The organism is Burkholderia sp. B21-005, from assembly GCF_020843965.1.
Lineage (GTDB): Bacteria > Pseudomonadota > Gammaproteobacteria > Burkholderiales > Burkholderiaceae > Burkholderia > Burkholderia ambifaria.
In genome coordinates this window covers 361,350-371,908 of record NZ_CP086303.1, presented here as the reverse complement: position 1 = coordinate 371,908, position 10,559 = coordinate 361,350, and the positions used below count along the sequence as shown (strand labels likewise).

General features: G+C 62.0%; 9 protein-coding genes. All 9 read left to right on the top strand.

What is annotated here, in order from left to right:
• Positions 1 to 103 precede the first annotated feature (103 nt).
• The 9 genes from LMA02_RS32210 (at position 104) to LMA02_RS32170 (ending at position 10,556) form a co-directional block, all read left to right on the top strand.
• The gene (locus LMA02_RS32210) at positions 104 to 799 is read left to right on the top strand and encodes an OmpA family protein (protein ID WP_228910716.1); all 696 of its coding nucleotides are present in this window, start codon (positions 104 to 106) and stop codon (positions 797 to 799) included.
• Between the two features lie 147 nt (positions 800 to 946).
• A complete protein-coding gene (locus LMA02_RS32205) occupies positions 947 to 2,107 on the top strand; it encodes a DUF2827 family protein (RefSeq protein ID WP_228910715.1) in 1,161 nt (386 codons plus the stop codon).
• Positions 2,104 to 3,207 (top strand): DUF2827 domain-containing protein, encoded by a 1,104-nt coding sequence (locus LMA02_RS32200; protein ID WP_228910714.1) that lies wholly within the window; start codon positions 2,104 to 2,106, stop codon positions 3,205 to 3,207. Before LMA02_RS32205 ends, LMA02_RS32200 begins: the two co-directional genes overlap by 4 nt.
• Positions 3,208 to 3,248: 41 nt before the next feature.
• The gene (locus LMA02_RS32195) at positions 3,249 to 4,397 is read left to right on the top strand and encodes a DUF2827 domain-containing protein (RefSeq protein ID WP_228910897.1); all 1,149 of its coding nucleotides are present in this window, start codon (positions 3,249 to 3,251) and stop codon (positions 4,395 to 4,397) included.
• 74 nt (positions 4,398 to 4,471) lie between these two features.
• Positions 4,472 to 5,263, top strand: coding sequence for a peptidyl-prolyl cis-trans isomerase (locus tag LMA02_RS32190; RefSeq protein WP_228910713.1), 792 nt, complete (start codon positions 4,472 to 4,474; stop codon positions 5,261 to 5,263).
• Positions 5,260 to 7,083, top strand: coding sequence for a tetratricopeptide repeat protein (locus LMA02_RS32185; RefSeq protein WP_228910712.1), 1,824 nt, complete (start codon positions 5,260 to 5,262; stop codon positions 7,081 to 7,083). Before LMA02_RS32190 ends, LMA02_RS32185 begins: the two co-directional genes overlap by 4 nt.
• Positions 7,080 to 8,093 (top strand): hypothetical protein, encoded by a 1,014-nt coding sequence (locus LMA02_RS32180; RefSeq protein ID WP_228910711.1) that lies wholly within the window; start codon positions 7,080 to 7,082, stop codon positions 8,091 to 8,093. Before LMA02_RS32185 ends, LMA02_RS32180 begins: the two co-directional genes overlap by 4 nt.
• A gap of 321 nt (positions 8,094 to 8,414) precedes the next feature.
• On the top strand, positions 8,415 to 9,710 hold the full coding sequence (locus LMA02_RS32175) for an MFS transporter (protein ID WP_228910710.1): 1,296 nt from the start codon (positions 8,415 to 8,417) through the stop codon (positions 9,708 to 9,710).
• 63 nt (positions 9,711 to 9,773) lie between these two features.
• On the top strand, positions 9,774 to 10,556 hold the full coding sequence (locus LMA02_RS32170) for a substrate-binding domain-containing protein (protein WP_228910709.1): 783 nt from the start codon (positions 9,774 to 9,776) through the stop codon (positions 10,554 to 10,556).
• The last annotated feature ends 3 nt before the right edge of the window (positions 10,557 to 10,559 follow it).

Sequence of the window (10,559 nt, the reverse complement as noted above, 5' to 3'; positions counted from 1 at the left end):
CCAACGAAGCCGTAATGCGATGACGTTGTGACGCGCGGAACGGACGCTCTCTCAGGTCCGTTCCGCGCAACCGATCAGGCAAATCAAACAAGGAAACCAAAAAATGTCAGCGAAATCCCTTCTTGTTATCGGTGTAACCGTGCTGCTGGCGGCTTGCGCTTCACAAGGCCCGACGTGGAATGCGTATCGCGTCAGCATGCCGAACGGGCAACAGGCATACCGCGTCGATTGCCATGGTCTTTTCGAAGGGCAGGAAGCGTGCTATTCCGAAGCGGTGGAAATCTGCGGCAAAAAGCAGGTGCAGCCGCTCGAATCAGTCGCACCGCTGGGTGACGAGCAGAATCCGCGGGACGTGCGGATCCTGACGTTCCAGTGCGCGACGCCGGCTCAGCCCGCGCCGCCGGCCGCGGTAAAACCTGCGCCGGTCCCGGCGCCCGTCGCGGCTGCCCCTGTTACCGCGAAGCACATCACACTCGACAGTGACGCCAACTTCGACACCGACAAATCGACGCTGAAGGCGGATGCTCGCGACAAGCTCGATGCGCTGATCGAAGCGGCACACGGTACGCCATTCAAAACCGTGACGATCAGCGGCTATACCGACTCGACCGGCACCGCCGAACATAATCAACAGTTGTCGCAGCGGCGCGCTCAATCCGTTGCGCAATATCTGCGTGAACACGGCCTGGCGGCACAGAAATTCGACGTGCGCGGCTACGGCGAGAACAACCCGGTTGCGAGCAATGCAACACCGGCCGGACGTGCGAAGAATCGCCGCGTGGACATCACGCTCGAGTGATGCGTGAGTCAATGAGTAACGCATGAGTCGACGCTTTGAGTATCTGACTTGGCCCGGAAAATTTCCCGTATTTCATCGTTCCGCCCTGCCGATAACCGGATTGGTTGAGTCGTTACTCAACACAACGAAAACCCTGAGAACCAGAACATGAAGATTGGAATTTCCGTACTCACGCACGCGGGTCAATCCATATGGGAAAACGGGCTAGGTCAGAACATCTTCTATTTTGTGCAGCTGCTGCGCGAGTTGCCTTTCGTGGCGGATATCGTGCTTCTGAACTGCGGCGACCAGCCATCCTTGTCGCCGGAAGCCATCGCACTCGCCGGCGACATCCCGCTCGTCGCGCCACGCGATCTTCCGGAGCCGCCCGACGTGATCTTCGAAATGGGCGGCGGGCTCGACGTGGAGTGGCTCGACTATGCGCGAGCGCAAGGCAAGAAAGTCGTCTTCTTCTGCTGTGGTCAGCCTTACGTCGGTCTTGTCGAGCCAAGCGTATTCCAACGCAGCGGATATTTCTCGCGCGCGAATCGCTGCGATGAAATCTGGATTTTGGGCAAGGATCGCACGCTGATGCCGATGCTGCGCACCCTGCATCGTTGCCCCGTGTACGAAGTGCCGTTTCTATGGGACAGCACGTTTATCGAACAGCGCATTCAGGCCATCGAACAGGCCGGACTGCGCTTCGGATACGAATCCCGCTCGACTCGCGGCGAAACCGGCCCGCGTGGGCTGCGCTTCGCCGTCTTCGAGCCCAATATTTCGGTCGTGAAATGCTGCGTGATACCGATGCTCATCGGTGAGGCGGCGTTTCGCGCAGACCAGCACGCGGTTCGCGGGTTACACGTGCTCAACAGCATCCAAATGCGCGAGCACGCGTCGTTCTCGTTTCTCCTGAATTCGATGGATTTGAGCCGCGCCGAGCGGGTGCGGCTGGATGGCCGTCACGATTTCGCCGGGTTCATGAGCCAGAACGCGGACGCTCTGATAGCGCACCAATGGCAGAACGATCAGAACATCCTGTATCTCGACGCGCTGTACGGGGGTTATCCGCTCATCCATAACTCGCCGTGGCTGTCGAGCCTCGGTTATTTTTACCCGGAATCCGATATCGAGGCGGGCGCAGTGCAACTGCTGCGCGCCGTTCAGCGCCACGACACCGAGCACAAATACTACACACAGCGTGCGCGCAGCTTTCTCGTGTCGCTCGCGCCCCGCGCAACCGCGAACTGCTCCGTGTACGCGCGCCGCCTGCTCGCGCTGACCGGCAAAAATGCGCGGAATTGCGTTGCACCGGGAGTCGTCGCATGAACAAGCTGAACGTCGGTGTGACGATCTACCTGCGCAAGGGGCAACAATCGATCTGGGAAAACGGCATCTTCCAGAACTGCTACTTCCTCGCGATGCTGCTCAAGCATGCGCCGAACATCGAATCCGTGCATCTCGTGAACGGCGGCGACGGAGATCCCGCATCCGCCGCGCAATTTCTCGAGTTTGCACCGGTCCCGGTGATCGATCTCGACACCGCGCGACAGAAGCTCGACGTGATTATCGAACTGAGCGCGCAACTCAATCCCGACTGGGCACGTGCTTTCCGTGAGAAAGGCGGTCGCGTCATCGGTATGCGCGTCGCGAACGATTACGTGATCGATATCGAGCGAATGATGTTCGCGCTGCCTCACGGGATGCTCGTCTCGGGCACGCCGTACAGCGCAATCTGGACGCTGCCGGCATTCGAGAAGACGTGCGCCAGCTACTACGAAACGGCTTTGCGCGCGCCCGTCACGGCGATGCAGCACCTGTGGAGCCCGGCATTCGTGGAGCGCGCGACCGACGGCGGATTCGGATATCAGGCAGGCCGCTCGCGCTGGCGTATCGCCGTGCTCGAACCGAATATATGCATGGTCAAGACGTCGCATATTCCGATGCTGGTGGCCGACCTCGCACACCGTCAACAGCCGGATCTCATCGAATACCTGCGCGTGTTCAACACGATTCAACTGAAAAGCGATGCGCAATTCGTGGGCTTCGCACGCAGTCTCGACCTGGTTGTGCAGGGTCGCGCGACGTTCGAGCCGCGTTTGCCCGTCCACGAAATTCTCACGCGCGAAGCCGATGCGATCGTGTCGCACACGTGGGAGAACACGCAGAACTACATCTATTACGAAGCGCTGCACGGCGGCTACCCGCTGATCCACAACTCCGATTTGTTGCGCGATTGCGGGTATCGATACGAAGGATTCGATTGCGAAGACGGTGCGTTGGCGCTTCGCGAAGCGTTCGCGGTGCACGACGCGAGTCTCAACGACTACAAGGCGAAAGCGCGGCGCTTTCTCGCGACGCTCGATCCGCTGGCGCCCGCGAATGTCGAGCAGTACAGCGCCGCGATCGCGGCGGCGGTAAGTGGTTGAGTGACTCGCTGGTTCATCAGAGAAAACGACGGAGGGTAATGATGAAGTTTCCATGCGGATTACGCATCGGCATCACCATCGGGCTTCGCCATGCGAACGAAAGCCTGTGGGTCAACGGCATCAAGCAGAACGCGCTGTATCTCGCGAAGCTCTTTCAGCATTCGCCGCTGGGTCACGATGTCGTGCTCGTCAACACCACGGACGTGCCGATCACTTCCGCCCTGCCCTGGGATCTCGAACAGTTTCCCACGTGCACGTTCGAAGAAGAAAAAGACACGCTCGACGTGCTGATCGAGCTGGGCGGCCAGATCAGCAACGAGCAGACCGCGTACCTGAAATCGCAGCACACGAAGATCGTCAGCTACTGCTGCGGGCCCGAGTACGTACAGATGACCGAAGCGATGATCTTCGGCCGCCGCCTGACCGATCACGTGTTCATCAATCAGAACTATGACCAGGTTTGGGTCATCCCGCAGGTGATGGAGACGACGGCCGGTTTTCTGGGGGTACTTCGCCGCCAGGAGGTGGTGCCGGTGCCTTTCGTGTGGGATCCGATGTGCCTCGACATGCGCACGAACCAGTTGCCGTTCAAAGGCGAGTATCGACCGGGACGAGCAGCGGCGATGCGCGTCTCCGTCATGGAGCCCAATATCGACGTGCTGAAGTTCTGCCTCAACCCGCTCTTGATCGCGGAGCACGCCTACCGGGAAATCGGCGAGCGAATGGGGTTCGTCCACGTGACCAATGCCGAGCATCTGGCGCGCTCGTGCCCGGAATTCATCGGTATCGCCCATTACCTCGACCTCGTGCGCGACAGCAAGGTCAGCTTCGTCGGCAGGCACGATACACCGCAGTTTCTCGCCGATCACACGGATATCGTCGTGTCGCATCAGTGGGGCCTGGCGCTCAACTACTTCTATTTCGATGTGGCATGGAACGGCTATGCGCTCGTGCACAACGCGCACCTTTGCAAGGACGTCGGGTACTACTACACGGAAAGCGATATCGATGCGGGGGCGAAGCAGCTCATTCACGCGATCAAGCATCACGACGACGATTTCGACGCATACCGCGAGCGTCAGCGTGCCGCCATTGCGCCGTTCCTTGCCACCCACCAACCGCTCATTGCCCGTTACGACGAACTGCTCGGTCAGCTCGTGAAGCCCGGATTCGAATCGATTGCGGCCTGACAAAAAAACACAGGAGGAAAACAACCATGCGAAGCATTCGAACGCCGCGCGTGCCAGGCTGGGCGGCACTCGCAATGATGGCGGCGACATTGCACGCTCCCGCCGCGTCGGCGGCTTCCGATGATGTGGTCGCGACGGTCAACGGCGTCGCGCTGCATCGCGTCGAACTGGACGAAGCGATGACCGGGCGCCCCGAATCGGCGCGCGGCGAAGTGTTGCAGGGGCTCGTCGCGCGCGAGCTGCTTCGTCAGGCAGCGGAGCGCGACGGTTTGGGTAACGCACAACCCGTGCGCGCCGCCATGCAAAAAGCGAAAGTCGATACGGAAAATCGCCTGTACGTCGCCCGGCATTTGCCGGTGCAGCCGGTTACGGACGACGAAGTTCGCCAGCGCTACAACGAAATCGTCGGCCAGCTCGGACCGACCCAATACAAGGTCAGTCAAATGTCGTTCGCCGACGAACCGACCGCTCGCTTTGCGCTGGCGTTGCTCGAAAAGGGGGAATCGTTCGCGAATGTCGCGACGCGCAGCCACGCAAGCGACGCGCAAACCGCTTGGATCAGCTTCAAGCAGCCGGTGAAAGAAGGCCAGACGCTCGGTTTGCCGTTGCCGCTCGCGCAGGCACTCGCGACGATGCAGCCCGGCCAGTTCACGAACGCGCCATTGCACGTCGGTGACCGATTCATCGTTGCGCGGCTCGACGAGCGGCGCGATACGGTCATCCCGTCGTATACGCAGGCCAGCGCCGCAATGCGCAAGGCGATGGAAAGCAAACGCAACGATGACGCCTTCGTCACGTTCATCGGCCAGCTTGCCCGAAAGGCCGAGATCCGGCCGGCTCAAATTCTGCGGAGTGCATCGCAATGAAATGGCTCTCGGACGTAGAAACCCGCATCACGCGCAGCGATTTGATCGGCGCATCGCGCCTGCTCGATATCGATCGTGCAATCGAGTCGGGCAACCCGCGCGCCTTCATTGCTTGCAGCCGGTTGATGCTGCTGCGCGGCCGGCTTCATGACGCGCAAGATATGCTCGATCGCGCGCTGCACATCGAACCGGACAGTGTCGACGCGCTGATCGAACACGGGCGCCTTTCCATTCGCATGGGAAACGATGTCGACGCATGCGAGTGGTTTCATCGCGTGGGGTTAAAGGAAAACCTCGGTGATAGCTGGCTGATCGATTGGTTCGATGCGTCGCTGCGTTGCAGTCGCGTCGAAGATGCCACCCATATCGCGCTCGTGCTGTGTCGGCATTTCGCTGCCGACGCTCACAACTGGTTCCGCCTCGGGCTCGCGAATCACGCGGCGCGCCACTACGCGCAAGCACTCGCCGCCTATGAGAAGGCGGCTGACATGAATCCCCGCTTGCCGATGCTGCGCAACAATTGGGGCGCGGCTTACCTGGAATTGGGCCGGCATGACGAGGCGCGCAAGCTGCTCGAAACGACGATCGAGGAAGAACCCAACCATGCGTTGGCATGGACGAACCTCGCGTCCGTGCTGCTGAAAACCGGCAACATCGCCGATAGCCTCGTGGCAGCGGAGCGTGCTTGCGCCCTTGCGCCGAACTACGTCACGGCATTGCAGACGTATTCCTACGTGCTGCGTGAATGTGGCCGATTCGACGCGGCGCTCGACATCGCGCAGCGTGCGCTGAGCCTCGAGCCGAACAACCCGTCGATCGTGTGGACCGTCGCGATGCTGCAATTGCTGCGCGGCGACTATGAGAACGGCTGGCGCAATCACGAAGCACGGTGGGCCGGATCGCCCGAACTGCGCGACATTTCACCGAACATCCCGGCTCCGCTTTGGAACGGTGAACCGCTCGCCGGCAAAACGATTTTTGTATGGGGAGAACAAGGCCACGGCGACGCATTGCAATTCATGCGTTTCGTCCCGGCATTTGCCCAATACGTCAGGCAGCAACACGGAAAGCTCGTGTACTGCTGTTTCGAACCGCTGCATGCGCTTTTTGCACGCAGTCTTGGCGATGCGGTCGAAACGGTCATCGCGCACAATCAGCGCCCTCTGCCGCCGTTCGACTTTCATTTGCCGGTCGGCAGTCTGCCTTGCGTGCTCGATGCGCGGCTGGCCGACCTGCCCGGCACACCGTACCTGAAGGCCGATCGCGCGAACGTGGCCAACTGGCGTTCTGCCCTGTCCGGCGAGCGGAAATTGCGTGTCGGCATTGCGTGGAGCGGCAGCAAGACCCATCAGCGCAATCCGCTTCGCTCGGTGGATCCGATGGATTACGTCCATGCGCTCGCGGGCATGAGCGACGTGACGTTCGTCAATTTGCAGATGGATGCGCATGGCGATGTGCTGCGTCTGCAAAACGCGGGGCTGCCGCTGCTCGATCCGACATCCGGTCTGTCGTCGTTCGACGATACGGCGGCGCTCGTCGCGAGCCTCGATCTGGTCATCACCGTCTGCACGTCGATCGCACATCTGGCAGGCGGGCTCGGCGTTCCAACCTGGGTACTGCTCGACGTGAATCCGCACTGGATCTGGATGACCGAGCGGGCCGACAGTCCGTGGTATCCGAACACCCGCCTTTATCGGCAGCCCGCATACGGGGAATGGGCGCCGGTGTTCGAAGCGTTGGCGCGCGATCTGACCGTGCTCGCGTCGAAGCGGGACACGCGCGAACCCATCACAACGAACCCAACGGGGAGCCTCCATTGAAACGGATCAATCTTTCAGCCGCGCTTCGCGCATGCGCCGACGATGTCGTTCGTCAGAAACTCGCGCAACAAGTCGGATTGCCGCCGCACGCCATCGAACAGGTGTTTGCATCGTCCGCGGCGATCCTGATTGCGGCATTGGCAGCCCGCGCAGCGGAAGGCCGCGATGAAACGATCGCTGTGTTCGGCGCGCTCATGTCGCGCACGATCAATCCGCGTATTCGCGACGAGTGCGCGACATGGGTCGAGTCGACCGGAAAATTGAAAGAGCTCGAGCATGCGGGCTTCACGCTCGTCGCACACGCAACCGGCATCGATGCAACGGAATTGAGCGATCACGTGGCCCCGCGGGTTGCGGTGCCGGCGCAGGCGACATGCGCCCTCACTTGCGTGTGCGCGGCCATCGTCGGCGGGCTCATCAAGCATCACATGCTCATCGAACAAGCTGACGTGTCCGACTTGCCGGGACTGTTCGCCGGACAACTCGCGACGATTGCCGAGCATCTGAACGACGATTCGATCGATGTGCTGGGTTATTTGCACGCGGATGTGAATGCGTTCCTCGATCAGGTGTCCACGCGGCTCACGTCAGTCACCGCCGATTTCGAACCGGTGCGACCTCGTATCGGCGAAGGGACGACAGTGATCGATGCACCCGTGCGATCGCAGCCGCAGTCGCAGCCGCAGCCGCCGATTCCGGCGCACAACCGCTACGAAATCGGCAAGGTGTTCGTCAACGACATCCGCTTCACCAGCGCGATGCAGCCGTCACAAATGGGGCCGGTGGGGTCCGCGGCGAAGCGTGGCAAGCCGACATCCCGCCGCACGTGGAAAGTGTTCGCGCTGACGACGGCAACCGTCCTGGTGGCGGTTCTCGCATGGGGCAAGGTCTTTCACTGGCCGGACATGCAGTCGGCACTTGCGCAGGTGACGCGTCCAGCAGCCAAGTCGATCAGCGTGGTATCGGGTGCCATTTCTTCGCCCGACCTGAAGACTGCCAGCGTGAAGTAATTCCCGGACGTCTTGTCGCCCGTACCCACTCAATTGAGTCGTGCGTTCATGTCCCGGCACCCCCCTCCTGAGCCGGGACATTTCAGCCGGCGAGGCTTCCCCTGCCTCGCCGGTTCTTTTTGATCGTCCGGGGCGCGTTCGTTGCCTGCCTGGGGCGCAGCCAAGCTTTTGTCGGATCAAATCCCCGACACGCATTGATAACCAAAAAACATCAATCCTTCCAAAAATCGCACTTATCGTTTCCCCGTCTCCGGGCGAACATGGCGAAAACGACAATCAACCGCTCCCCGCGCATTTTCCCGATTTACTGGAGACACCCAGATGCACCCCTCGCCCAGCCTTCCGACCGGACGTTCGAAGGCCGCCGCGGTATTCCGCGTGACGGCCGGCAACTTCCTCGAGCAGTTCGACTTCTTCCTGTTCGGCTTCTACGCAACACAGATCGCCGCCGTGTTCTTTCCCGCCGCGAGCGAGTTCGCGTCCCTGATGATGACGTTCGCCGTGTTCGGCGCCGGCTTCCTGATGCGGCCGCTCGGTGCGATCGTGCTGGGCGCGTATATCGACGACGTCGGCCGCCGCAAGGGCCTCATCGTCACGCTGGCGATCATGGCGAGCGGCACCATCCTGATCGCGTTCGTGCCGGGCTACGCGACGATCGGCCTGCTCGCGCCGGTGCTCGTGCTGCTCGGGCGCCTGCTGCAGGGCTTTTCGGCGGGAGCCGAGCTGGGCGGCGTGTCGGTCTATCTGGCCGAAATGGCCACGCCCGGCCGCAAGGGCTTCTTCACGAGCTGGCAGTCCGCCAGCCAGCAGGTCGCGATCGTCGTCGCGGCGGCCCTCGGCTTCGCGCTCAATCACTGGCTCAGCGCATCGGCGATCGCCGCGTGGGGCTGGCGCGTGCCGTTCTTCGTCGGCTGCATGATCGTGCCGTTCATCTTCATGCTGCGCCGCAACCTGGAGGAAACGCAGGAGTTCAAGGCACGCCGGCATCGTCCGAGCATGAAGGAAGTCTTCACCACGCTGATGCATAACTGGCGCGTCGTGCTCGCCGGCATGATGCTGGTCGCGATGACCACGACGAGCTTCTACCTGATCACCGTCTATGCGCCGACCTTCGGCAAGACCGTCCTGCACCTGAGCACCGCCGACAGCCTGCTCGTGACGCTGTGCGTCGGCCTGTCGAACTTCGTCTGGCTGCCGATCGGCGGCGCGCTGTCCGATCGTGTCGGCCGCCGGCCGCTGCTCGTCGGCATGACGGTGCTCGCGATCGCGACCGCCTATCCCGCGCTGTCGCTGCTCGCTCATGCGCCGTCGTTCGTCAACATGCTGCTCGTGCTGCTGTGGCTGTCGTTCATGTACGGGATCTACAACGGCGCGATGGTCGTCGCGCTCACGGAAGTGATGCCGGTGGAGGTGCGTGTCGCAGGCTTCTCGCTCGCCTACAGCCTCGCGACGGCCGTGTTCGGCGGCTTCACGCCCGCCGTCTCGACCGCGCTCATTCACATGACCGGCGACAAGGCCGCACCGGGCTACTGGATGAGCCTCGCCGCGGCGTGCGCGCTGCTCGCGACGTTCGCGCTCTATCGTCGCCACCCGGCGACGCTCACGCCGGCGCACTGACGCGCGATGCCGAACGACCTGCCCCGACTCCGCACGACCCGGACCATGACAACGACCCTGACGATGAAAAACCTGCTTCTGAAACTGTGCGCGACCGCGCTCGTCGCTACCAGCGCGGTCAGCGCGAACGTGCAGGCCGCCGACCTGCACGTGATGAGCTCGGGCGGCTTTACCGCCGCCTACAAGCTGCTCGGCCCGCAGTTCGCGTCCAGCACGGGCAACACGCTCGCCACCGCGCTCGGCCCGTCGATGGGCAAGTCGCCCGAAGCGATTCCGAACCGGCTCGCGCGCGGCGAGCCTGCCGACGCGGTGATCATGGTCGGCTACGCGCTCGACGATCTGATCAAGCAAGGCAAGGTGATCCCCGGATCGCGCGTCGAGCTGGCCGATTCGCGCATTGGCATGGTCGTGCGCGACGGCGCGGCGAAACCCGACATCAGCTCGCCCGACGCGCTGAAGCAGGTGCTGCTGCACGCGAAGTCGATCGCCTATTCGGACAGCGCGAGCGGCGTGTACATCGAGCGGGAATTGTTCAAGAAGCTCGGCATCGAGGACCAGGTGAAATCGAAGGCGAAGATGGTCCCGCGGATTCCGGTGGCGTCGGTGGTTGCAAACGGCGACTACGAAATCGGCTTCCAGCAGGTTAGCGAACTGCTGCCCGTTAAAGGCGCGACCTTCGTCGGCAAGATTCCCGAATCGCTGCAGTCGGTCACGCGTTTCGCCGCCGGCATCCCCGTCGGCGCGCAACATCCGAAGGAAGCGAAGGCGCTGCTCGACTATCTCGCGTCGCCCGACGTGCAATCGGAAGTGAAATCGACCGGACTGGATCCCGTCTCCGCACACTGAGCC

What these genes read in the sequence shown, in the direction of transcription:
- LMA02_RS32210 (WP_228910716.1), top strand. Translation starts at nt 104, where the DNA reads ATGTCAGCGAAATCCCTTCTTGTTATCGGTGTAACCGTGCTGCTGGCG.
- LMA02_RS32205 (WP_228910715.1), top strand. Translation starts at nt 947, where the DNA reads ATGAAGATTGGAATTTCCGTACTCACGCACGCGGGTCAATCCATATGG.
- LMA02_RS32200 (WP_228910714.1), top strand. Translation starts at nt 2,104, where the DNA reads ATGAACAAGCTGAACGTCGGTGTGACGATCTACCTGCGCAAGGGGCAA.
- LMA02_RS32195 (WP_228910897.1), top strand. Translation starts at nt 3,249, where the DNA reads ATGAAGTTTCCATGCGGATTACGCATCGGCATCACCATCGGGCTTCGC.
- LMA02_RS32190 (WP_228910713.1), top strand. Translation starts at nt 4,472, where the DNA reads ATGATGGCGGCGACATTGCACGCTCCCGCCGCGTCGGCGGCTTCCGAT.
- LMA02_RS32185 (WP_228910712.1), top strand. Translation starts at nt 5,260, where the DNA reads ATGAAATGGCTCTCGGACGTAGAAACCCGCATCACGCGCAGCGATTTG.
- LMA02_RS32175 (WP_228910710.1), top strand. Translation starts at nt 8,415, where the DNA reads ATGCACCCCTCGCCCAGCCTTCCGACCGGACGTTCGAAGGCCGCCGCG.
- LMA02_RS32170 (WP_228910709.1), top strand. Translation starts at nt 9,774, where the DNA reads ATGAAAAACCTGCTTCTGAAACTGTGCGCGACCGCGCTCGTCGCTACC.